The organism is Pseudomonas sp. LTR0 (genome assembly GCF_036630035.1).
GTDB lineage: Bacteria > Pseudomonadota > Gammaproteobacteria > Pseudomonadales > Pseudomonadaceae > Aquipseudomonas > Aquipseudomonas putida_Y.
The window spans coordinates 3,455,548-3,475,636 of record NZ_CP123734.1 but is presented as its reverse complement, the minus strand read 5'-3'; the positions used below and the strand labels follow the sequence as shown (position 1 = coordinate 3,475,636).

Genomic DNA, 20,089 nt, shown 5'->3' with positions numbered 1-20,089 from the left:
TACAGCCGTTTCTGGGGGACGCATGCTGCAAAATATCAGGGACAATTCACAAGGTTGGATTGCCAAGACCATCATCGGCCTTATCGTCGTGTTGATGGCATTGACCGGTTTCGAAGCCATTTTCCAGGCCGCCACTCATAGCCAGGACGCCGCCAAGGTGAACGGCCAGACCATCAGCCAGAACGAACTGAGCCAGGCGGCCGACATGCAGCGCCGTCAACTGATGCAACAGTTGGGCAAGGATTTCGACCCGGCGCTGCTGGATGACAAGTTGCTGCGTGAGGAGGCACTCAAGGGGCTGATCAGCCGCAAGCTGCTGCTGCAAGGTGCTGAGGATGCCAAGTTCGCATTCTCCGACGCTGCGCTGGACCAGGTGATCTTGCAGACCCCTGAGTTCCAGGTGGACGGCAAGTTCAGCGCTGACCGTTTCGACCAGGTGATTCGCCAGATGGGCTACGGCCGCATGCAGTTCCGCGAGATGCTCGGCGAGGAAATGCTGATCGGCCAACTGCGCACTGGCCTGGCCGGTAGCAGCTTCGTCACCGATCAGCAGGTCGACGCCTTTGCTCGCCTGGAAAAGCAGACCCGCGACTTCGCCTCCCTGACCTTCAAGGCCGACCCGGCCGCAGTCAAGGTCAGCGATGAAGAGGTCAAGGCGCACTACGACCAGCACGCCAAGGAGTTCATGTCGCCTGACCAGGTCGTGATCGACTACATCGAACTGAAAAAGTCGGCCTTCTTCGACCAGGTCAAAGTGACCGACGAAGAGCTCAAGGCCCAGTACGAGAAGGAAATCGCCAACCTCGCCGAGCAGCGCCATGCCGCGCACATCCTCATCGAGGTCAACGACAAGGTCACCGACGCCCAGGCCAAGGCCCGCGCCGAAGAGATCGAGCAGCGTCTGGCCAAGGGTGAGGACTTTGCCGCTCTGGCCAAGGAGTTCTCTCAGGACCCAGGCTCCGCCAACAGCGGTGGTGATCTCGGCTTCGCCGGCCCGGGTGTATACGACCCAGCCTTCGAAGAGGCGCTGTACAAGCTGCAGGATGGCCAGGTATCTGCACCGGTGCGCACCGAGTTTGGCTACCATTTGATCAAGCTGCTGGGCGTGCAGGCGCCAGAAGTACCGAGCTTCGCCAGCCTGAAGGACAAACTGACCCGCGATCTGAAGATGCCGCTGGTCGAGCAGCGTTATGTCGACGCCAGCAAGCAACTGCAGGATGCTGCCTACGAGGCTTCCGACCTGGCCCAGCCGGCCCAGGACCTGAACCTCAAGGTACACACCTCCGCTGCCTTCGGCCGCGAGGGCGGTGAAGGTATTACTGCCAACCGTGCGGTGGTGCAGGCTGCGTTCTCTGAAGAAGTGCTGGATGAGGGGGCCAATAGCACCGCCATCGAGCTTGACCCTGAGACCACCGTGGTGCTGCGCGTCAAGGAGCACCGCAAGCCAGAGCAACTGCCGCTGGAAGCTGTGGCCAAGAACATCAGGGAGCACCTGGCCAAAGAGAAGGCGACTGCCGAGCTCAAGGCCAAGGCAGACAAGCTGATTGCCGGCTTGCGCGACGGTTCCATCGCAGCAGGCAGTGTGCACGAAGGCCTGGGCTGGAAAGCCTATGAAGCAGTCACCCGTGGTGAGGACGGTATTGATCCGGCCGAACTGCAGGCACTGTTCCGTCTGGGCAAGCCGCAAGCCAAGGACAAGCCTGTTTACGGCAGTGTAGTGCTGCGTGACGGTAGCCTGGTGGTATTGCAGCTCAAGGGTGTGAACGAAGGCGCTACCGCCACCGACGAAGAGAAGCAGCAGATTCGCCGCTACCTCGCGTCACGTGCTGGCCAGCAGGACTTTGCCGCTTACCGCAAGCAGCTGGAAGCCAATGCAGACATCACCCGTTACTAAGGTGTTCGTTGCATGAAGAAACAGGCCGCCTCGCGCGGCCTGTTTCGTTTTCGCCAGCCGCGAGGGCGGTCATTGTCGAAGACCACGCTGCCTCAGGGGCGGCGCCGACCAGATTCTACCGCTTCACCCCTTCATAACTGTCCAGCGTGTCGCGTGCAATCTCTCGCCCCAGGGCGATGAGCTCCGGCGCCTTGTAGAACTCAAAGAACCGGCACACCCGCTTGGGCACGTTGATCAGCACATCCGGCGGATAGCCGGCAATCTTGTACTGTGCCAACGAAGTCTGCATGACCTCGAAGCTCTGGTTGATCAAGTCCAGCAGCGAGGCCGGCCCCACGTTGTCGATGATGAAAGAACCGGTGGCCGACTTCGGCGCGCCCTCGCGCTCCGGGGCCGCCGCTGATTGCTGGCTTTCCGGGTCGGCGCTGTCGGCCAGCCACGGGCTTGGTGGCGCCAACCCTTCGGCGACGATTTCCTTTTCGATGCGGATCAGCTCTTCCGCCGGTTTGCGCCGGAACGGCAGGCGTGAGCCCAGCGAACTCAGCAAGGCGTCAAAACGCATCTTGAACGCTGCCGGGCGCTCAATCACTGGCAACTGGTACTGCTTCTGGTTGGTGGCGTTGAGGTTCACCGCGATGATCAGGTCGCAATGGCTGGACACCACAGGCACGATTGGCAGCGGGTTGAGGATGCCGCCGTCGACAAGCATGCGGTTGCCTTGCATCACCGGCGTGAACAGGCTGGGAATGGCCGCCGAGGCGCGCATGGCCTGGTGCAGGCAACCCTCCTGGAACCAGATTTCCTGTTGGTTGGTAAGGTCGGTCGCCACTGCGGTGTAGGGTATGCGCAGTTGCTCGATGTTTATCTCGCCGACGATCTTGCGGATCTGCCCGAACACCTTGTCGCCGCGAATTGCACCGAGGCGAAAGCTGACGTCGACCAGGCGCAGCACATCCAGGTAGTCGAGGCTCTCGATCCAGTTGCGATAGTCGTCCAGCTTGCCGGCGGCATAGATACCGCCAATCACCGCGCCCATGGAACACCCCGCGACGCAGGCTATTTCGTAGCCGCGGCGCTCGATTTCTTCGATCACGCCGATGTGTGCATACCCTCGGGCTCCGCCCGACCCCAGTACCAGTGCCACACGTTTACTCATGAACATTCCCCGGCCAGTGCCATCATGGTCCTACAATGCACCCATCGCTGCCTGTGCTTCAATGTAGATCGTGCTGAGCTACTGTAATAAAACTGGCCAGGCAACGCCGGCTGGGCATGGCACTTTCCAGCTGTCGGAGCGTCGAATAGCCACCGTTTATCCATAGAGGTATTACTGATGAAAGCCTGGATCTGCCTTCCACTGATTGCCTTGGCCCTTGCTGGCTGCGCGGGCAAGACGGCCTACCGTGACAGCTGCGCGACCCAGCTGGATGCCGCCTGGAAGGAGCTGGACCTGGCCAAGGCCGAAGGCTTCGCCGGTGCCGTCAGTTACTCCAAGGCCTTGTCGTTGCTGACCGGGGCCAAGACCCAGCAGCAGTTCGAAGGCTATGAAAGCTGTACCCGCAAAGCCGAAAAGGCCCGCTTCTACATTCGTGAATCTCGCGCTGGGCGCTGACCAGGGAGCATCGTATGTCTGCCATGCTCGACCATGTAGTTGCCCAGATACTGACCTTGCAGGTGCGCTTGCTGGCCTGTCGTGAACGCCTGGCTGCCAATACCGACAGCGAGGCCTTGCACGACTTGCGTATCACCTTGCGGCGCCTGCGCAGTCTGTTGAGGCCGTTGCGTGGGCTGCCCGGCGTGGAGCAGCTTGAGGATGCTGCAAGTTCGCTGGGTACCCTTACCACGCCCTTGCGTGATCGTGAGGTACTGGCGGCCGAGCTGATCGGGCGCGGTCATGCGGCAGCCGGGCAGCGGCGTCTGCAGGGGCGTGACAGAACCTTTGCAAGTGTCGCTGCCAGCCCGCAGCTGGCCAGGGTGCTGGCGATTGTTGACGCCTTTCCATTGTTCCTGCGTGCGGCGGGCCGGGAGGGGCTGGTCAAATCGCTGGACAAACGCATCGACAAGCGCCTGGTCAAACAATGGCGCACGTTGCACGAAGCGTTGCGGGACCCGGCTCACGATCGCCACCGGCTGCGTTTGCTGATAAAGCGTGCGCGCTATGGCGATGAGGCCTATCCGCAACTCGATCACGCAGGAAAGAAACTGCAACGTGTGCTGAAAAAGGCCCAGGGCGACCTGGGTGATTGGCACGACCGCCTGCAATGGCTTCTGCAAGCGCGCGACCATGCCGACCTGCTGCCCTGCAAGGCCGATTGGGAGCAGGAACTGCATGAGGCGGAGCGCCAGTCAGATGTGACGCTGGATACCCTGCAAGAGGCGCTGGCGCGGCGTTATCACGGAAAATGACCGATTTGCGGGCTGATTGTCCGGGGTTTGCTGGCTAGGATGAGTGGACCTTTTCCTTTGCAGGCAGGAGCCGGCCAATGAATTTCAACCAACTGCTCGACGCTGTGCGGGCCAACCCGGATTCCGTCAGCATTCCGCCCAGCTGGGCTCAGGGGCGCGCAGCCTTTGGCGGCCTGATGGCGGCCATGGTGTACGAAGCCATGCGCCTCAGGCTCTGCGACAGCCGCCCGGTACGCTCATTGGCCATCAGCTTCGTGGCACCAGCGGCTGCGGATGTGCCCATCCGCTTCGAGGTGGAGGTCTTGCGCGAAGGCAAGGCGGTTAGCACGTTGCTGGGCCGCGCCGTTCAGGATGGCCAAGTGGTGACCTTGGTGCAGGGCAATTTCGGTGCGGGCCGGCCTTCGGTGGTGGAAGTGCCGGCGTTACCTGCCGTTGAAATGCCTGCGCTCGACGCGGCGGCCCCGGAGTTGCCCTATATCAAAGGCGTTACCCCTGAGTTCATGCGGCATGTTGCCCTGCGCTGGGCGGTAGGTGGGCTTCCGTTCAGTGGCAATAAGTCGCGCAAGATGGGCGGCTGGGTGCGCTTGCGGGATGTGCGGGAAGAGCCGGTGAACGAGGCGCACTTGCTGGCGTTGGTCGATGCCTGGCCACCCAGCCTTATGCCGTTTCTCAAGCAGCCCGCTGCGGGCAGTACGCTGACCTGGACCATTGAGTTCATCCAGCCTACGGCGAAGCTGTCGACCCTGGATTGGTGCCGATACTGCGTGGAGACCGAGCATGCACGGGATGGCTATGGGCACGCTGCTGCGGCATTGTGGACAGCGCAGGGCGAGTTGTTGGCCTTGAGCCGGCAGACCGTCACCGTTTTCGCCTGATCCTTACCAGGTTGCTTACAAGGAGCGCCCCGGCAACTGACTCAGTGTCGGTGCTTGTGCCGCTCCCGCCAGGCCTTCCACCAGGCCCCGCTCACCACAAAGCGCGGAAAGGTGATGAACTGCTCGGTCAGTAATCGCTGCACGGCATCCTGGCGGTTGGCGAACGGTTCGGGCTGCTCGGCTTCAAGGCGGTGGCCTTGGCGCTGCAGGCCCAGTGCGGCGATCAGGGAAATTACGCCCACCGCGATCTGGCCGAGGTCGAAACCGAAGAGTCCGGACAGCACCAGTAGTGCCCCTAAAATGAACAAAGGAACGGCAATCAGGTGCAGCACCAGGTTGGTCGGGTGGCGGTGATTATGGTGGTAGCCGCGCCATTGCCAGGCGGGAAGATTGGGCAGGCGTTTGCTCATGGGGATTTCCTCTCGGTCATGCCCAAAGCTTAGTGCGGCCCCCAGGCGGGGGCCAATCGAACCTGGCTATGGTGACTATAGCTTGAGCTGGCCAATGGCCTTGTTCAGTTCGCCGGCCAGGGTCGCCAGTTCGCTGCTGGTGGTCGCCGAGCCGACCGTCTGCTGCACGGTCCGCTCGGTGACATCGCGGATGCTGACCACCGCGCGGTTCATTTCCTCGGCTACCTGGCTTTGCTGCTCGGCCGTTACAGCGATCTGGGTATTGCTCTCGCGCATCTGTGCCACGGCACCGGTAATTTCAGCCAGCGCCTCGCCGGCCTCCTGAGCCTGACGCACGCAGTCGTCGGCCTTGTACGAGCTTTCCTGCATGAACTCCACCGCATCGCGGGTGCCCGACTGCAGGGCCGAAACCATGGTGGTGATCTCATCCGTGGAGGTTTGCACGCGTTTGGCCAGGTTGCGCACTTCATCGGCCACCACGGCAAAGCCGCGGCCCAGGTCGCCGGCGCGCGCGGCTTCGATGGCAGCGTTGAGTGCCAGCAAGTTGGTCTGTTCGGCAATACTGTGGATCACACTGACGACACCGTTGATCTTCTGGCTGTCCTCGGCCAACTGGCGAATCATTTCGGCAGTTTGCTGCACGCCGCTGGAAAGCCCGGAAATCGAATCCTGCACTCGGCTGACCACCGCTTGGCCGCTGCCGGCCAAGGTGTCGGCGGTTTGTGACAAATCGCGGGTGGCACCGGCGTGTTGGGCAATGTGGTGCACGGTCGCCGACATTTCGTTGATGGCAGTGGCGGCCTGGTCGGTTTCACTCTGCTGGCCGAGCATGCCATGGCGCACGTCACTCATGCTGGCGGCCAGGCGTGCAGCGCCCGAGTCCAGCTGTGCTGCGCTTTGGGCGACGGTGCTGACCACGCGGTGGTAGGTGGACTGCATAGCGTTGAAGGCCCCGGCCATCTGGCCGACCTCGTCGCCACTGGCCAGCGGTACGCGGGCCGACAAGTCACCGGTTTTTTCCACGTGCAGCATCACGTCCTTGAGGGTGTTGAGCTGGCTGAGCAGGAAGCGGATCAGCAGTTGGGAGGCACCGAGCATGGCCAGCATCAGGATCAGTACACACACCGCGTAGTTGCTGAAGCGATCGAAGAATACCTGGCGCAGACTGGGGGACTGAGCCAGCACAGCCAACTGCTGGTCGCCGTTGCGCAGCACCTGAGCGCCACGCAGCGGGTTTTCACCGAGGATCCAGGCGCTTGGCAGTTCTACCCAGCCTTTGGCATTGCGCAGGGCATCGAGCGCTTCTCCGGCGAAGGTTGGTGTTTGCCCCGTTTGCCAACTGATGACATTGGCCGGGCGTGGCAGTGCTTGCCCGGCTGGCCAGGCGGCCAGCAACTGGGCTTGCGCGGCCGCTTGGGCCTGAGCCGCCTCGGCACGTGCGCGTTGCTCCAGGTGCACGGCATACAGCACCAGCAGCAAGGTGGTGACAAAGGCCACTGCGTTGACGGCCCAGAACTTGTACTTCAGGGAAACATTGCTAAGCCAGGCACCCATGGGCAGGTCTTCTCTGAGTTGAGCGGAAACAATATTGGCAAGGTGCCATCATTGTGCCCGCATCCTCCACGGGATTTGTTGATGCATATCAACGGCGTTCACCCACCCCGCAGAAACCCGCAAGAATCAGGGGAGCTGGAAAAAATCGCGGGCCGTTGCCGTGGTATGCGCTGCCGTGTGCTCGGCTGACTCACCGCGATGTGAGGCCACCTCGCGCAGTACTTCCGGCAAGAACGCCGGCTCGTTGCGCCCGCTTTTGGGCTTGGGCCGCAAGCTGCGCGGCAGCAGGTAGGGCGCGTCGCTTTCCAGCATCAGCCGGCCTTGAGGAATGTTGCCTACCAGCGGGTGCAGGTGAGTGCCGCGGCGTTCGTCGCAGATCCAGCCGGTAATGCCGATATGCAGGTCCAGGTCCAGGTAGGCGAACAGCGCCTCGCGCTCACCGGTAAAGCAGTGCACCACTGCGCCCGACAGGTGGTCGCGGTACTCCCTGAGAATCGCCAACAAGCGCTCGCTGGCATCGCGCTCGTGCAGGAACACCGGCAGGCGCAGCTCCGCAGCTAGCGTCAGCTGGGCTTCCAGGGCTTTTTCCTGCAGCGGGCGAGGGGAAAAGTCGCGGTTGAAATCCAGGCCGCATTCGCCCACAGCGCGTACGCGCGGTTCACTCAACAACAGTCGCAACTGGCGCTCGCTGTCGGCATCCCAGGCCTTGGCATCGTGTGGGTGTACGCCGGCCGTGGCGAACAGGTGCGCGCCGCTGGCATCCAGTTGTTGGCACAGCTCCAGCGCTTGTTCGCTGACCGCCAGGCTGGTGCCTGTCAGTAGCATTTGCGTAACGCCGGCCTCCAGTGCGCGCTCGACAACGGCTGCCTGTTGGTCGTGAAAGCTGCTGTTGGTCAGGTTGACGCCGATATCGATCAGTTGCATGGTGCTATCTCGTGCCGCGGGGCGGCCAGCATAGCAAAAACCGGGTTTTTCTGAAAAAGCCAAGAACTTCATGCTGTTGCCGTGGTCTTTTACCGTCGTTTATCACTTGGCGGTGCAACCCATGGATGCCGCTCACCGACCACGGACACGTTTTCGCATGCTGCGATGCTGGCTCATTTTCCTGCTGATGCTTTGGGTGGCCTTTACCGGCACCGCCCAGGCGCGTTCGCCGGGCCCGCAGCAGCACATACCGCCGGCCAAGGTACGTGACCTGCCGCAGATTCGTACCAGCAAAGTACTGCGAGTGCTGGTCAACCAGAGCCGCAACAGCTCCGGTGAGGTCAAGGGCGAGCCAGTCGGCATAGAGTATTATCGCCTGCGTGCCCTGGAGCATTTCCTCAATGCTCGTACCGCCGACGACCAGCAGATCCAGCTAACGCTCATCCCGCGAGCCAAGGAGCAGTTGCTGGGCGCTCTGGCCCGCGGCGAGGGTGATCTGGCTGCCCCGGGCGAGCTGCTTGACCCCACGACGGTGGGCGCTGTCAGCAGCAGTGCGCCGATACTCGACCAGGTGCCGCTGACGCTGGTCGGGCGCAAAGGCGAGCGAAGTTTCAGCAAGGTCGAACAGCTGTCAGGGCGTACCGTCGCCTTGACCAGCGCCAGTGCCGCCGGGCCGCTGATCCAGCAGGTCAACCAGCAACTGGCACTGCGTAAGCGGCCGCCGATCAAAGTGGAGTGGGTCGATTCGACGCTGGCAGTGGAGGATGTGCTGGAGATGGTACAGGCTGGCATCTACCACCTGACCGTAGTCGAGCAGCCCATTGCCCGGCGTTGGGCCCGGGTTATGCCGCGGCTGCGCCTGGACAGCCGGGTGCGCCTGGGTGCGCCGCAAGCCATGCGCTGGTATGTAGGGCGTGATGCGCCGCAATTGTTGGCCGCAGTCGATCGCTTTCTGCAAGGTTACCGCGCGCCCGATAACCAGGATGCAGCGTTCGAGCGTATCTACCGCCGCCAGTACCGGGTACACAACCCCTTGGCCAGCAAAGGCCGCCAGCGTCTGGCCTCGGTGCGGGCAGTGTTGCAGAAGCATGGTCAGGCGCAACAGATCGACTGGCTCAACCTGGCTGCACTGGCCTTCAAGGAGTCGACGCTCAACCCGGCTGCACGCGGCACTGGCGGTGCCCATGGTCTGATGCAGATTACCCCTTCGGCGGCCCAACGGGTGGGGGTGAGCAATACCGCGACGGTAGATGGCAATGTCCTGGCCAGTGCCCGTTACCTGGCGCTTATCCGGCGCAAGTTTTTTGCCAGTGCCAAGATCAATGAGCGTGAGCGCATGGCCTTTGTGCTGGCAGCCTACAACCTTGGCCCCGAGCGGGTTCAGGCCATGCGCGCAGAGGCCCGACGGCGAGGGCTCAACGGTAACCAGTGGTTCTTCCAGACAGAGCGTATCGCCATGGAGCAGGTGGGGATGGGACCGGTCAATTTCGTCAATAGCATCAACAAGTACTACCTGGCGTTCAACCGCGAACGCACAGCACTGGAGCGCGTAGCGAAGCGTTAACAATCGATTATATCGATTGTTATGTTGGGTTTTTTGCGATTTTCATATCTATCGAATTGATTATGATGGCGCCCATCCCAACACAACTGCTTCGCTTCAAGGGCGCTTCCACATGAACAACACTACCTTCAACGCACTGTTCTCTACCCGTGCTGGCGCAGGCCTAAGCGTTATCCGCATCCTGGTCGGCATCATCTTCATGGCCCATGGTGCGCAAAAACTCTTCGGCCTGTTCGGTGGCTACGGCCTGGAAGGCACCGGCCAATGGATGGAAAGCATCGGCCTGGCGCCGGGTTATCTGATGGCCTTGCTGTCCGGCGGTGCCGAATTCTTCGGTGGCCTGGCACTGGTGGTCGGCCTGCTGGCTCGCCCGGCGGCCCTGGCGCTGACGGTGACCTTGATAGTGGCGATCGTTTCGGTGCACATCGGCAACGGCCTGTTCATGTCCAACAATGGCTATGAGTTCGCCCTGGCGCTGTTGGCCGGCACTGTTGCAGTCATGATCGAAGGCGCCGGCCGCTTCTCGCTCGACCGGCTGATCGCCCGCTAATCACCTGCAAGCTGCGAGCTACGAGCCGCAGGCAAGCGCGGGCCAATACTCGGCTTGTTCTTGCTTGCGGCTTGTAGCTTGCAACTTGGTGCTCATCGCTCTAGCATACCGCCTGCGCCGATTTAAACAGCTACTTGCGGGGCGCAGGAAGGCCCCACCTCCGGGTCGTCCGAAATACCGCTAAAGCGCTGGTTCGGTGACGCCTCCCACCGCTGCCCAGCGGGATTCGCGAGGCGGAGAGAAGCTCCATGAGTTGCCCACGTACCAGTGTCTGTTTGAGCCCTTTGCCTGCCAGCCAGGCGTCCCGCACACCGCGCATCCTGCTCGGCGGCCGGCATCAACCCACCCTTTTGCGTCATCTTGAAGGCCTGTCACGGCGTAAAGGGCAGGCGCGTGCCTTTCTGATCCAGTTCGCCGATAGCGGCTGCCACCTCGCGCAGTTTGGCAATGACCGTTTCGACCTGGCTGTGATCCAGGCGCCGGCGTCGGACGAGGCCGCCGAAGTCATAGGGCATCTCACCCGCATCGCGCGTCAAGGCCTGATAACCCGCCGCTGAGGAATGCGCTATTGAGCACCAATATCATCACCACAGAAGGCCATGAGGCGCTGAAGAAAGAGCTGGACCACCTGTGGCGGGTGTATCGCCCGGAAATCACCCAAAAGGTTGCCTGGGCGGCGTCGTTGGGTGACCGCAGCGAGAACGCGGACTACCAGTACAACAAGAAGCTGTTGCGCGAAATCGACCGCCGGGTGCGATATCTGCGCAAGCGTCTTGAAGATGTGAAAGTAGTGGCCTATTCGCCTGAGCAGGAAGGCAAAGTGTTTTTCGGTGCCTGGGTAGAGATCGAGAACGACGAGGGCGAGACCATGAAGTTTCGCATTGTCGGCTACGACGAGATCTACGGGCGCAACGATTACATCTCGATCGATTCGCCCATGGCTCGTGCCTTGCTGAAAAAGGAGGAAGGTGATGAGGTGGTGGTGCATACACCTACCGGTGAGGCAACCTGGTATGTGAGCAGCATCAGTTATGGCCAGGGCGTTTCGACGGACTGACTGGCCCGTCTTGCGTCAGCTTGAGGCATGTGCTGTCCCGGCAGAAGCGCTGACAGCCAGGCCTCAAGCCTCGCGCAACACCGCCAGCGGGCTGGCATTCAACGCCCGCCGCGTTCCCAGCACCCCCGCACCCCCTACCAGCAGTGCCCCTGTCAGCGGCAACACCAGCAGCCACGGGTGCGGGCTCCACTGCAAGTCGAAGGCATAGCGGTACAGCACCCAGGTAATCAGTTCGCAGCCCACGGCCGCCAATAGCCCGCTGGCCGCGCCCAGCAGGCCGAACTCGATACGTCGGGCTTTTACCAGCAAGGGCCGCGCCGCGCCCAGTGCACGCAGCAGTGCGCCCTGGCGAATGCGCTCGTCCAGCGTGGCCTGCAAGCCAGCGAACAGCACGGCCAGCCCGGCGGCCAGCACGAACAGCAGCACATACTCCACCGCCAGGGTGACCTGGGCGAGGATGCTGCGCAGCTGGTCGAGCAAGGCATCCACCTGCAGGATGGTCACCGCCGGAAACGCCCGTGACAGCGCAACTACATCCAGGTCATGCCCCGGAGCCAGATAGAAGCTGGTCAGGTAAGTGGTTGGCAGCCCCTGCAGCGTGCCGGGCTGGAAGATCATGTAGAAGTTCGGCTGGAAGCTGTCCCAATGCACGTTGCGCAAGCTACTCACGCGGGCCTGGCGTTGCTGGCCGCCAATATCGAACGTCAGCAGGTCGCCCATTTGCAGTTTCAGGCTGCTGGCCAGTTGCGCTTCCACCGAAACCCCGGGGATGTCGTTGTCGGCTGGCAAGGCTTGCCACCAGCTGCCGGCGGTCAGTACGTTGCCTTCGGGCAACTCGGCGGCCCAGGTCAGGCTGAGGTCGCGCTGCACGGCGCGCTCGCCTGCCGAGTCCTTGCTGACCACCTGCTGTACCGGTTTTTCGTTGATTTGCACCAGGCGCCCGGGCGTCACCGGGTACAGCGGCGCTGAAGCGGCATTGACCTGGTGCAGGTGTTGAATGAACAGCTCACGGTCATCTGGCAGGATGTTCAGGGCGAAGTGGTTAGGCGCGTCCTTGGGTAGCTGTGCTTGCCAGGTATCGAGCAGCTCTGCGCGCAGCAGGGCGACCAGGGCCATGGCCAGCAGTATCAGGCCGAAGGCCAAGGCCTGGCCTGCCGCAGCCATGGGGTGGCGCAATAGCTGGCCCAGCCCCAGGCGCCAGGTGAGTGGCGCGCCGGCCAGCAGCTGGCGCAGGCTGCGCAAACCGAGCAACAGCAGGCCGCCGAGCAGAAGCGCAGCGACCAGGCCGCCACCGAGCAGGGCAAAGGTGAGCAGCAGGTCGAGGCTCAGGCGCCACATGATCAGGCCCAGGGCGAGCAGGGCGGCGCCGTACACCAGCCAACTGCTCGCAGGTATGGGCAGCAGGTCACGGCGCAGCACGCGAAGTGGCGGCACTTGGCCCAGCGCTGCGATCGGCGGCAGGGCGAAGCCAGCCAGTGCCACCAGCCCGGTACCGATACCTGCCAGCGCTGGAATGATGCCGCCGGCGGGCACCACGCTCGGCAGCAAGCCGTGCAGCAGACGGAACAGGCCCAGCTGAGCCAGCCAGCCGAGCAAGGCGCCGGCCAGGGCAGCGACCAGCCCGAGCATGGCGAGTTGCAGGCAATACAGACCCAACGCCTGGTGGCGCGACAGCCCCAGGCAGCGCAGCAGGGCGCTGGCGTCCAGTCGGCGTGCAGCATAGCGGCTGGCCGACAGAGCCACGGCTACGCCTGCCAGCAGCACAGCCACAAGACTGGCCATGTTCAGGTAGCGTTCGGCTTTGCCCAGTGCGCCGCCGATCTGTTGGTTGCCATCGCGGGTGTCACGCAGGCGCTGGTTGGCGGCCAGGTCTTTTTCCACGGTGTGGCGGTACTGCGCCAGCGCCTCGGCATCGCCGCGCCACAGGTCGCGGTAAGTGACCCGGCTGCCCGGCTGGATCACTCCGGTGGCTTCCAGGTCGGCCAGGTTCATCATCACGCGCGGGGTAAGGCTGTAGAAGTTGTTGGCGCGGTCCGGTTCGTAGGTAAGCACACGGCTCATCCGCAGGGTTTTCATGCCCACGTCGATGCTGTCGCCGATCGCCAGCCCCAGTGCCGCCAACAGCCGAGGTTCGACCCACACCTCGCCAGGGGCAGGGCCGCCGCCGGGCGTTTCTTCGGCATAGGGGGCCGGAGCGCTGCGTACTTGCCCGCGCAATGGGTAGGCGCCGTCGGCGGCCTTTACGCTGGACAGCTGGATGCCATTGTCGCCGCCGACCACGCTGGTGAACTCGACCACGTGTGCATGGCGCAAGCCCAGTGCCTTGCCGGCATCGAGCTGTTGTTCGCGGGCCGGGGCACTGCCCTGCAGTACCAGATCGGCGCCAAGGAACTCGCTGGCGCGCAGCTGCATGGCGCCGTTGAGGCGGGCGCCGAAATAGCCGATAGCGGTGCTGGCGGCTACCGCTACCAACAGGGCGAAGAACAGCACGCGCACTTCACTGGCGCGAACATCACGCAGCAACTGGCGCAGTGCCAGGCCGCCCAGACGGGACAGCGGCATATGGCTCACCGGGCCTCCATCGGCGCCACGAGGCGGCCCGCGTCCAGGCGGATCTGGCGCCGGCAGCGGCGGGCCAGGCGTTCGTCATGGGTGACCAGCACCAAGGTAGTGCCGCGCTCCTTGTTCAGCTCGAACAACAAGTCGCTGATGCGCTCGCCGGTGTGGCTGTCGAGGTTGCCGGTGGGCTCATCGGCGAACAGCACCGCAGGCTGCGCGGCGAAGGCGCGGGCAATTGCCACGCGCTGCTGCTCGCCGCCCGACAGCTGCCGGGGTGTGTGGCTCAGGCGCTTGCCCAGGCCGACCCGTTCCAGCAAGGTACGAGCCTGTTCGCGGGCGTCGCGGCGGCCGTCCAGCTCCAGCGGCAGCATGACATTTTCCAGGGCATTGAGGCTGTCGAGCAGCTGGAACGACTGGAACACGAAGCCCACATGTTCGGCGCGCACACGGGCGCGTTGGTCTTCATCCAGTGGCCCCAGATCGTGGCCGGCGAGCATGACTTTGCCAGCGCTGGGGCGGTCGAGGCCGGCGAGCAAGCCGAGCAGGGTCGACTTGCCAGAGCCGGAGGCGCCGACGATGGCCAGGCTGTCGCCTTGGGCCAGGTCGAGAGACAGTGCGTGGAGGATGGTAAGGTCTCCTTCCGCGCTGGGGACCACTTTGCTAAGGTTCTGCGCAACGAGAATGCTGGGGCTCATGGAGAATCCGATGCGAGTGTGGTGGTTGAGTGCCGGTCTGGCCCTGTATTGCCTGGCCCAGAGCGCAGCGGCAGGAACACTGCTGGTTGTTGGCGATAGTATCAGCGCCGGTTTTGGCCTGGATAGCCGCCAGGGCTGGGTGTCTCTCTTGCAGGCCCGCCTCAGGGACGAAGGTTTTGACGACAAAGTGGTCAATGCTTCGATCAGTGGCGACACCAGCGCAGGCGGCCAGGCGCGGCTGCCGGCGCTGCTTGCAGCACATAAACCGAGCCTGGTGGTGTTGGAGCTGGGCGGCAACGATGGCCTGCGCGGGCAGTCACCTGCTCAATTGCAACAAAATCTTGCCTCGATGATCGAGCACTCGCGTCAGGCAGGGGCCAAGGTGCTGCTATTGGGCATGCGCCTGCCGCCCAATTATGGTGTGCGTTACACCACTGCCTTTGCCAAGGTGTATGAACAGCTGGCAGCGGACAAACAGGTTCCTTTGGTGCCGTTTTTCCTCGAAGGGGTAGGGGGTGTACCCGAGCTGATGCAGGCTGATGGCATCCATCCGGCCCAGGGTGCCCAGCAGCGCCTGCTGGAAAATGCCTGGCCAGCGATAAAACCCTTGCTGTGAAGCTTTAAACGGGGGCGCCTTTCGGCTAATGTTGCGCCCCCCGTTTCGAGTGCTCCAAATGCCGCGCCCTGCCTGGTCCCTGTATGCCTATCAACTGATCGAGCCCGACGAACAGCTCGACTTGTTCGCCTGCCAGGAAATCCGCGTCCACCTCGTGGCCCGCCAGCTTGAGTTGGGCGTGCCGGTCGACCGTACCTTGTGCGGCGGCCTGCTGCCAGCCCAGCCACGTTGGTCGGGGGTGTCGCGATCGATCTATCGCGATGGCCGCCTGTGTGAGCTGTGTCGTGCCATCCTCGATGCCCAGCGACGTGGCATGCGCCCGGTGTGGCCAGAGCTGCACGGCAGCTGAACGACAGGCGCCTTTCATCATCTGAAACGTTTGCAACGTGCCAATGCCTCCCGCTTGCATCGGCGCGGGTGTACAATCGATTCTCTTGACCCACCTTTCGAAGGATTTACCGGATGTTGCCGCGCTTTCCTGCAGTCACCCGTAGCCTGTCCCTGGCCGCCCTGTTGGTAGCGGGCCCCGCTGCTGCGCTGGAGCTGCCACTGCCACCGCCCGGTGAAGACATCGTCGGCCAGGTGCATGTGATCAAGGCAAAGTACGAGGACACGTTCGCCGATATCGGCACCGCAAACGACCTCGGCTACCTGGAAATGATCGCCGCCAACCCGGGCGTAGACCCTTGGCTGCCGGGCGCTGGCACCGAGATCATCCTGCCGACCCGTTTCGTCCTGCCGCCGGGCCCGCGCGAAGGCATCGTCATCAATCTGGCCGAGTACCGTTTGTACTACTTCCCTAAGGGGCAGAGCGTGGTGTACACCTTCCCGCTGGGGATTGGTCGCGAGGGGTGGGGGTCGCCGATTGCCAACACCAAGATCACCGCCAAGACGCCGAACCCGACCTGGACGCCGCCCGCTTCGATTCGCAAAGAGCACGCAGCGGACGGTGACATCCTGCCGACTGTGGTGCCGGCTGGCCCGGACAACCCGCTGGGGCCGTTCAAGTTCACCTTGGGCGTGCCAGGCTACCTGATCCATGGTTCGAACAAGAAGTTCGGCATTGGCATGCGCACCAGTCACGGCTGCTTCCGCATGTTCAACAATAACGTGCTTGAACTGTCGAAGATGGTGCCGGTGGGGACTCCGGTGCGCATCATCAACGAGCCTTACAAGTTCGGTATCAGTGGCGGCAAGGTCTATCTTGAGGCACACACGCCGCTGGATGACCAAGGTAACCCGTCAGTTGTCGACAAACACACCGCCGTTATCAATACCTTGCTCAAGCGCGAAGACCTGGCCAATAACCTACGCATGAACTGGGACATGGTGCGTGACGTGGTGGCCGCAGAAGATGGTATGCCGGTAGAAATTGCCGTGCCGGTGGAAAACCAGGGCGGCGCACCGATGGTTACGAGCATTCCGCCCGAACTGCAGTAAGGTAAATTCGACACACCCAGGCCTGCCTTAGTGCAGGCCTTTTCGTACCTGCTGGCCGCATTTTCGGTTTCAAAGGCAATAAAAAAGCCGACCCACAAGTGGGTCGGCTTCTTAACAATCCGTGAGGATTATTACTTGCGGCTGGCTTTGTCCAGCATACGCAGAGCGCGCTCGTTGGCTTCGTCAGCGGTCTGCTGAGCCTTCTGAGCGGCTGCCATTGCGTCGTCAGCCTTACGGTAGGCTTCGTCAGCACGAGCTTGAGCGCGAGCTGCTGCGTCTTCAGTCGCAGTCAGACGAGCTTCGGTTTCTTTGGATACGCTGCTGCAACCGGTAGCCAGAACTGCGGCCAGAGCCAGAGCAGAGAATTTCAGAACGTTGTTCATCGTGTTCCCCTTCAAGGACTTTCTATTAAAGAGCCATCTCTCAGGAAAGAGAAACTGGCCGGCGTACATAGTACCCATTACTTGTAGTAAGTAAACTGACAGAGCGCAAGAACTGCAAAAAAAATGTTGCTTGACCCCGCGCCGACAAGATTTGCGACGTGTCTGTGAAAAAAATGTGCAGGCTTCGCAAGCGGTTGTAGTGCAGGAACTTTTTTGTTGAACTAAGGGTGACTTTAACTGTCGATCAGCGTCTTAAGCGCTAGAGCATCCGGTGGCTGTTGGGCTGGCTTGGGAAAGTCACGCCGGGCGGCGTTTTGATCATTTTTAACCGCCACCACCTTGAGCAATCCCGCTTGCGGTGCCTACTATCTTGTGAGCGTCAGAGGATCCAGGCGATTACAATCGTCCAATGGTCGAAGCGGAAACAGGTGGCGTAGAGGATTCTGTGCCGGATAAACCACCATCGGTTAAGGTAAGGGTCTGCCGAGAAGACCTGCGAGGAGTAGTGATGAGCGAAGCGCTGACCATCCACCATGACCAGGCCGGTCATCAGTTCGAGACCAACGTGGACGGTCATCGTGCCTATCTGACGTACATGGATCTGGGCAAGCAGACGCTGGACATCTATCGCACCTTCGTGCCCAACGCCCTGCGTGGCCGCGGGATTGCTGCCGCGCTGACCGAGCGCGCCCTGGAGTACGCCGAGCAGATGGGTTACACGGTGATCCCGTCTTGCTCGTATGTGGAGCGTTACATGGAGCGCCAACAGCGGCATTCGAGCAAGGCTTGAGCTGACGACTGGGCGCCAGGCACAACAAAAAACGCCGGGCAATGCCCGGCGTTTTTGTTCGCGCAATATTTAGCTGCGCTTACGCTGCGGCAGCACATCCTTGAGCTTGGCATGCATGCTGCGCAGGGTTTTCTCGGTAGCCGCCCAGTCGATGCAGGCGTCCGTGATCGACACCCCGTACTGCAACTCGTCGAGGTTTTTCGGAATCGACTGGCAACCCCAGTTCAGGTGGCTTTCGACCATCAGGCCGATGATCGACTGGTTGCCTTCGAGGATCTGGTTGGCGACGTTCTCCATCACCAGCGGTTGCAAGGCCGGGTCCTTGTTGGAGTTGGCATGGCTGCAGTCGACCATGATGTTGGCCTTGATCTTGGCCTTGGCCAGGTCCTGTTCGCACAGGGCGACGCTGACCGAGTCGTAGTTCGGCTTGCCATTGCCGCCGCGCAGTACCACGTGGCCGTATGGGTTGCCCTTGGTGGTGACGATCGACACGCCGCCTTCCTGGTTGATGCCCAGGAAGCGGTGCGGCTTGGACACCGACTGCAGGGCATTGATGGCAACGGTCAAGCCGCCGTCGGTGCCGTTTTTGAAACCCACCGCCGAGGACAGGCCCGATGCCATCTCGCGGTGTGTTTGCGATTCGGTGGTGCGGGCGCCGATGGCCGACCAGCTGATCAGGTCTTGCAGGTACTGCGGGGAAATCGGGTCGAGCGCTTCGGTGGCGGTCGGCAGGCCCATTTCGGCCAGGTCCAGCAGCAGCTTGCGGCCGATGTGCAGGCCGTCCTGGATCTTGAACGAGTCATCCAGGTACGGGTCGTTGATCAGGCCTTTCCAGCCGACGGTGGTGCGCGGTTTTTCGAAGTACACGCGCATGACCAGGTACAACGTATCGGACACTTCTTCGGCCAGCACTTTCAGGCGCTCGGCGTATTCGTGGGCAGCCTTGATGTCGTGGATGGAGCAAGGGCCGATCACGACAAACAGGCGATGGTCCTTGCCGTCGAGAATATTGCGCACCACTTCACGGCCGGCAGTCACGGTCTGCAGGGCCTTGGCGCTGAGGGGGATTTCCTTCTTGAGCTGATCAGGGGTGATCAGGGTCTCGTTGGAGGCAACGTTCAAGTCATCGATCGGTAAATCAGCCATCGTGTTACTCGTCAGGTCACGGTGCCGGCCGCCAACTATCCCCGTGCGGCCCAGCAGCAAGAATAATCGCAGCGGGGAGCCGAACCTTAGCGCGTTACAGATGGCACGACAATGGGCTTAGCCCAGTCATTGTGGGGTTTTTACCTGAGCAAGGGTGTTGCGCGGGAATGGACTGCCCAGCGCTACGTAACCTGTGTAAAAAGAGAGCTGACTATATACCTGGAGATTGGCATGCATTCGCACACCCCTCGCATCGGCATCATCGGCAGTGGCGCCATCGGTGGCTTTTATGGGTTGATGCTGGCCCGGGCCGGTTTCGATGTGCATTTTCTGCTGCGCAGCGAGTATCAGGCCGTTTGTGAACAAGGGCTGAGCCTGGACAGTGCCGTGCATGGCGCACTGCAGATGAGGGTGCCGGCTTATGCCAGTGCCGCCGACATGCCGCCCTGTGACTGGCTCCTGATCGGGGCCAAGGCCACCAGCAACGAGCAGTTGGCACCGTTGATCGTCCAGGCCGCTGCGCCCGGCGCCAAGGTGGTGCTGTTGCAGAACGGCCTGGGGGTAGAGGAGCAGTTGCGTCCAGCCTTGCGTAGCGACATGCACCTGCTTGGCGGCCTGTGCTTCATCTGCGTTAACCGCGAGGCACCTGGTGTCATCCGCCACCAGGCTTTGGGTGCGGTCAACCTGGGGTATCACAGCGGGCCGGCCAGCGATTGCGGTGTCGCGCTGGTGAATGAGGGCGCTGGGTTGTTCCGGGCGGCGGGGATCGACTCGCAGGCCATGCCGAACCTGGCCTTGGCGCGCTGGCAGAAGCTGGTGTGGAACGTGCCTTACAACGGGCTGTCGGTGCTGCTGGGGGCCAGCACCACACCACTGATGGCCGACAGCAATACCCGCGCGCTGATACAGGCCTTGATGGCCGAGGTGGTGCAGGGCGCGGCAGCTTGTGGCCATGTGCTGCCGGAGGGCTATGCCGAGCACTTGTTCCAGGTGACTGAGCGCATGCCCGACTACTGGCCGAGCATGTATCACGACCACACCCACAAACGCCCGTTGGAGCTGGGGGCCATCTATGCCGAGCCGCTGGCACGCGCACGGGCGGCAGGCTGCAGCCTGCCGCGCGTTGAGATGCTGTGCCAGGCGCTGAGTTTCATAGACCGCAGCAACCGGCCTGCCTGAAGGTGGTGGAGGCTTCGGCGGGGCCCTGCAGCCCACGGCAGCAGCGC

At 62.3% G+C, this 20,089-nt stretch carries 21 protein-coding genes; 13 read left to right on the top strand and 8 right to left on the bottom strand.

All coding sequences use genetic code 11. From position 1 onward, the window contains the following. Positions 1 to 22: 22 nt before the first annotated feature. On the top strand, positions 23 to 1,894 hold the full coding sequence (locus QCL51_RS16025; RefSeq protein ID WP_338443723.1) for a SurA N-terminal domain-containing protein: 1,872 nt from the start codon (positions 23 to 25) through the stop codon (positions 1,892 to 1,894). 115 nt (positions 1,895 to 2,009) lie between these two features. On the opposite strand, the gene QCL51_RS16020 is transcribed toward QCL51_RS16025, so the two are convergent. Further along, positions 2,010 to 3,050, bottom strand: coding sequence for a patatin-like phospholipase family protein (locus tag QCL51_RS16020; RefSeq protein ID WP_028697375.1), 1,041 nt, complete (start codon positions 3,048 to 3,050; stop codon positions 2,010 to 2,012). 177 nt (positions 3,051 to 3,227) lie between these two features. On the opposite strand from QCL51_RS16020, the gene QCL51_RS16015 reads away from it, so the two are divergent. The 3 genes from QCL51_RS16015 (at position 3,228) to QCL51_RS16005 (ending at position 5,175) form a co-directional block, all read left to right on the top strand. Then, positions 3,228 to 3,506 carry a lipoprotein gene (locus QCL51_RS16015; RefSeq protein WP_003250254.1) on the top strand — a complete coding sequence of 93 codons (279 nt, stop codon included), beginning with the start codon at positions 3,228 to 3,230 and terminating at the stop codon, positions 3,504 to 3,506. A 14-nt stretch (positions 3,507 to 3,520) separates the two neighbouring features. Then, positions 3,521 to 4,300, top strand: a complete 780-nt coding sequence (locus QCL51_RS16010) for a CHAD domain-containing protein (RefSeq protein ID WP_021782900.1) — start codon at positions 3,521 to 3,523, stop codon at positions 4,298 to 4,300. Positions 4,301 to 4,377: 77 nt separating this feature from the next. Beyond that, positions 4,378 to 5,175, top strand: coding sequence for a thioesterase family protein (locus QCL51_RS16005; RefSeq protein ID WP_103444065.1), 798 nt, complete (start codon positions 4,378 to 4,380; stop codon positions 5,173 to 5,175). Positions 5,176 to 5,216: 41 nt separating this feature from the next. Here the strand turns inward: QCL51_RS16005 and QCL51_RS16000 are convergent, their stop codons facing one another. The 3 genes from QCL51_RS16000 to QCL51_RS15990 all read right to left on the bottom strand — a co-directional run bounded on the left by QCL51_RS16000 (position 5,217) and on the right by QCL51_RS15990 (position 8,063). Further along, positions 5,217 to 5,585, bottom strand: coding sequence for an Mpo1-like protein (locus tag QCL51_RS16000; protein ID WP_021782898.1), 369 nt, complete (start codon positions 5,583 to 5,585; stop codon positions 5,217 to 5,219). Positions 5,586 to 5,660: 75 nt separating this feature from the next. Next, positions 5,661 to 7,139, bottom strand: coding sequence for a methyl-accepting chemotaxis protein (locus QCL51_RS15995; protein WP_338443720.1), 1,479 nt, complete (start codon positions 7,137 to 7,139; stop codon positions 5,661 to 5,663). A gap of 126 nt (positions 7,140 to 7,265) precedes the next feature. Beyond that, positions 7,266 to 8,063 (bottom strand): TatD family hydrolase, encoded by a 798-nt coding sequence (locus tag QCL51_RS15990; RefSeq protein ID WP_021782896.1) that lies wholly within the window; start codon positions 8,061 to 8,063, stop codon positions 7,266 to 7,268. Positions 8,064 to 8,220: 157 nt separating this feature from the next. Here QCL51_RS15990 and QCL51_RS15985 point away from each other — a divergent pair, with 157 nt between their 5' ends. The 4 genes from QCL51_RS15985 (at position 8,221) to greB (ending at position 11,234) form a co-directional block, all read left to right on the top strand. Further along, positions 8,221 to 9,627: a transglycosylase SLT domain-containing protein gene (locus QCL51_RS15985; RefSeq protein ID WP_274149679.1), complete on the top strand. Its 1,407-nt coding sequence runs from the start codon at positions 8,221 to 8,223 to the stop codon at positions 9,625 to 9,627. A 112-nt stretch (positions 9,628 to 9,739) separates the two neighbouring features. Then, on the top strand, positions 9,740 to 10,177 hold the full coding sequence (locus QCL51_RS15980; protein ID WP_103462714.1) for a DoxX family protein: 438 nt from the start codon (positions 9,740 to 9,742) through the stop codon (positions 10,175 to 10,177). Positions 10,178 to 10,425: 248 nt separating this feature from the next. Then, positions 10,426 to 10,734, top strand: coding sequence for a hypothetical protein (locus tag QCL51_RS15975; RefSeq protein ID WP_021782893.1), 309 nt, complete (start codon positions 10,426 to 10,428; stop codon positions 10,732 to 10,734). Positions 10,735 to 10,745: 11 nt separating this feature from the next. Beyond that, complete coding sequence (greB, locus tag QCL51_RS15970) at positions 10,746 to 11,234, top strand: transcription elongation factor GreB (protein ID WP_209964877.1); 489 nt, start codon at positions 10,746 to 10,748, stop codon at positions 11,232 to 11,234. Positions 11,235 to 11,297: 63 nt separating this feature from the next. On the opposite strand, the gene QCL51_RS15965 is transcribed toward greB, so the two are convergent. Next, entirely contained in the window at positions 11,298 to 13,805 is a 2,508-nt protein-coding gene (locus QCL51_RS15965; protein ID WP_021782891.1) for an FtsX-like permease family protein, read from the bottom strand. Continuing rightward, complete coding sequence (locus tag QCL51_RS15960; protein WP_021782890.1) at positions 13,802 to 14,488, bottom strand: ABC transporter ATP-binding protein; 687 nt, start codon at positions 14,486 to 14,488, stop codon at positions 13,802 to 13,804. The genes QCL51_RS15965 and QCL51_RS15960 overlap by 4 nt, the downstream gene beginning before the upstream one ends. A gap of 10 nt (positions 14,489 to 14,498) precedes the next feature. Here QCL51_RS15960 and QCL51_RS15955 point away from each other — a divergent pair, with 10 nt between their 5' ends. The 3 genes from QCL51_RS15955 to QCL51_RS15945 all read left to right on the top strand — a co-directional run bounded on the left by QCL51_RS15955 (position 14,499) and on the right by QCL51_RS15945 (position 16,544). Beyond that, the gene (locus tag QCL51_RS15955; RefSeq protein ID WP_020192893.1) at positions 14,499 to 15,104 is read left to right on the top strand and encodes an arylesterase; all 606 of its coding nucleotides are present in this window, start codon (positions 14,499 to 14,501) and stop codon (positions 15,102 to 15,104) included. Positions 15,105 to 15,162: 58 nt separating this feature from the next. Then, positions 15,163 to 15,453 carry a hypothetical protein gene (locus tag QCL51_RS15950; protein ID WP_021782889.1) on the top strand — a complete coding sequence of 97 codons (291 nt, stop codon included), beginning with the start codon at positions 15,163 to 15,165 and terminating at the stop codon, positions 15,451 to 15,453. A gap of 113 nt (positions 15,454 to 15,566) precedes the next feature. Then, positions 15,567 to 16,544 (top strand): L,D-transpeptidase family protein, encoded by a 978-nt coding sequence (locus tag QCL51_RS15945; protein WP_021782888.1) that lies wholly within the window; start codon positions 15,567 to 15,569, stop codon positions 16,542 to 16,544. Between the two features lie 131 nt (positions 16,545 to 16,675). Here QCL51_RS15945 and QCL51_RS15940 read toward each other — a convergent pair whose 3' ends face one another. Further along, entirely contained in the window at positions 16,676 to 16,927 is a 252-nt protein-coding gene (locus QCL51_RS15940; RefSeq protein ID WP_003250288.1) for an Lpp/OprI family alanine-zipper lipoprotein, read from the bottom strand. Between the two features lie 508 nt (positions 16,928 to 17,435). Between QCL51_RS15940 and QCL51_RS15935 the strand changes: the two genes are divergently transcribed. Further along, complete coding sequence (locus QCL51_RS15935) at positions 17,436 to 17,717, top strand: GNAT family N-acetyltransferase (RefSeq protein WP_003250290.1); 282 nt, start codon at positions 17,436 to 17,438, stop codon at positions 17,715 to 17,717. A gap of 69 nt (positions 17,718 to 17,786) precedes the next feature. Here the strand turns inward: QCL51_RS15935 and QCL51_RS15930 are convergent, their stop codons facing one another. Continuing rightward, positions 17,787 to 18,863, bottom strand: coding sequence for a 3-deoxy-7-phosphoheptulonate synthase (locus QCL51_RS15930; RefSeq protein WP_021782887.1), 1,077 nt, complete (start codon positions 18,861 to 18,863; stop codon positions 17,787 to 17,789). 231 nt (positions 18,864 to 19,094) lie between these two features. On the opposite strand from QCL51_RS15930, the gene QCL51_RS15925 reads away from it, so the two are divergent. Further along, positions 19,095 to 20,042 carry a putative 2-dehydropantoate 2-reductase gene (locus tag QCL51_RS15925; RefSeq protein ID WP_103469238.1) on the top strand — a complete coding sequence of 316 codons (948 nt, stop codon included), beginning with the start codon at positions 19,095 to 19,097 and terminating at the stop codon, positions 20,040 to 20,042. Positions 20,043 to 20,089: the final 47 nt, after the last annotated feature.

Coding starts and splice junctions, on each gene's coding strand:
- QCL51_RS16025 (WP_338443723.1), top strand. CDS start 23: ATGCTGCAAAATATCAGGGACAATTCACAAGGTTGGATTGCCAAGACC.
- QCL51_RS16010 (WP_021782900.1), top strand. CDS start 3,521: ATGTCTGCCATGCTCGACCATGTAGTTGCCCAGATACTGACCTTGCAG.
- QCL51_RS15935 (WP_003250290.1), top strand. CDS start 17,436: ATGAGCGAAGCGCTGACCATCCACCATGACCAGGCCGGTCATCAGTTC.
- QCL51_RS15950 (WP_021782889.1), top strand. CDS start 15,163: ATGCCGCGCCCTGCCTGGTCCCTGTATGCCTATCAACTGATCGAGCCC.
- QCL51_RS15940 (WP_003250288.1), bottom strand. CDS start 16,927: ATGAACAACGTTCTGAAATTCTCTGCTCTGGCTCTGGCCGCAGTTCTG.
- QCL51_RS15960 (WP_021782890.1), bottom strand. CDS start 14,488: ATGAGCCCCAGCATTCTCGTTGCGCAGAACCTTAGCAAAGTGGTCCCC.
- QCL51_RS15985 (WP_274149679.1), top strand. CDS start 8,221: ATGCTGCGATGCTGGCTCATTTTCCTGCTGATGCTTTGGGTGGCCTTT.
- QCL51_RS16020 (WP_028697375.1), bottom strand. CDS start 3,050: ATGAGTAAACGTGTGGCACTGGTACTGGGGTCGGGCGGAGCCCGAGGG.
- QCL51_RS15925 (WP_103469238.1), top strand. CDS start 19,095: ATGCATTCGCACACCCCTCGCATCGGCATCATCGGCAGTGGCGCCATC.
- QCL51_RS16005 (WP_103444065.1), top strand. CDS start 4,378: ATGAATTTCAACCAACTGCTCGACGCTGTGCGGGCCAACCCGGATTCC.
- QCL51_RS15975 (WP_021782893.1), top strand. CDS start 10,426: ATGAGTTGCCCACGTACCAGTGTCTGTTTGAGCCCTTTGCCTGCCAGC.
- QCL51_RS16015 (WP_003250254.1), top strand. CDS start 3,228: ATGAAAGCCTGGATCTGCCTTCCACTGATTGCCTTGGCCCTTGCTGGC.
- QCL51_RS15980 (WP_103462714.1), top strand. CDS start 9,740: ATGAACAACACTACCTTCAACGCACTGTTCTCTACCCGTGCTGGCGCA.
- QCL51_RS16000 (WP_021782898.1), bottom strand. CDS start 5,585: ATGAGCAAACGCCTGCCCAATCTTCCCGCCTGGCAATGGCGCGGCTAC.
- QCL51_RS15930 (WP_021782887.1), bottom strand. CDS start 18,863: ATGGCTGATTTACCGATCGATGACTTGAACGTTGCCTCCAACGAGACC.
- QCL51_RS15995 (WP_338443720.1), bottom strand. CDS start 7,139: ATGGGTGCCTGGCTTAGCAATGTTTCCCTGAAGTACAAGTTCTGGGCC.
- QCL51_RS15990 (WP_021782896.1), bottom strand. CDS start 8,063: ATGCAACTGATCGATATCGGCGTCAACCTGACCAACAGCAGCTTTCAC.
- QCL51_RS15945 (WP_021782888.1), top strand. CDS start 15,567: ATGTTGCCGCGCTTTCCTGCAGTCACCCGTAGCCTGTCCCTGGCCGCC.
- QCL51_RS15955 (WP_020192893.1), top strand. CDS start 14,499: ATGCGAGTGTGGTGGTTGAGTGCCGGTCTGGCCCTGTATTGCCTGGCC.